The following is a 575-nucleotide window of genomic DNA, read 5'->3' as shown; positions in this document are numbered from 1 at the left end:
CGTGTCCGTGGCGCCTTGTGCGTCGGTCACGACCACCGTGAAGCTGTCGGTGCCGTTGAAGTTGGCGTTGGGCGTGTAGGTGTAGTTGCCGTTGGCGTCGACGACCACGGTACCGTTCGTCGGTGCAGTGTCGATCGCATAGCTCAGTGCATCGCCGTCGGGATCGGTCGCGCTGACGGCATCACTCAGCGAGCCGTCTTCGGCAACTGTCTCGTTCTCGTCAGCACCGACCGGAGCCGGGTTGTTGACCGACAGATCGAAGCTGGAGGAGACCTTGGCGCCCTTGGAGTCGGTGGCGGTCACCTCAATGGTGTAGGCCGCGGGGCGGCTGGCGTCGTTGGGCAGGGTGCCGGAGATGACGCCGGTGTTCGGGTCGATGCTCAAGCCAGCCGGCAAGCCGGTGGCGGAGAAGGTCAGCCGGTCGCCATTGGTGGCGATGTCGGCATCTCGGAAGACCGCGCCGGTCGGGATGCTGACGGTGGCGGCATCGGTGCTGCTCACATTGTTCAGAGAGCCGACCACGACCGGGTTGTCGTTCACGGTATTGACCGTCACGCTGACCGTGATGGTGTCCG

General features: G+C 64.9%; 1 protein-coding gene. It reads right to left on the bottom strand.

Features of this window, described 5'->3' with window-relative positions:
- Positions 1-575, bottom strand: a 575-nt coding sequence (locus OOT46_RS30680) for an Ig-like domain-containing protein (protein ID WP_265407414.1), incomplete at both ends; no start/stop codon positions are given.

The sequence above is a fragment of the Aquabacterium sp. A7-Y genome (assembly GCF_026153205.1).
GTDB lineage: Bacteria > Pseudomonadota > Gammaproteobacteria > Burkholderiales > Burkholderiaceae_C > Caldimonas.
The sequence above is the reverse complement of the archived record's forward strand: the minus strand, read 5'-3'. Positions and strand labels throughout refer to the sequence as shown.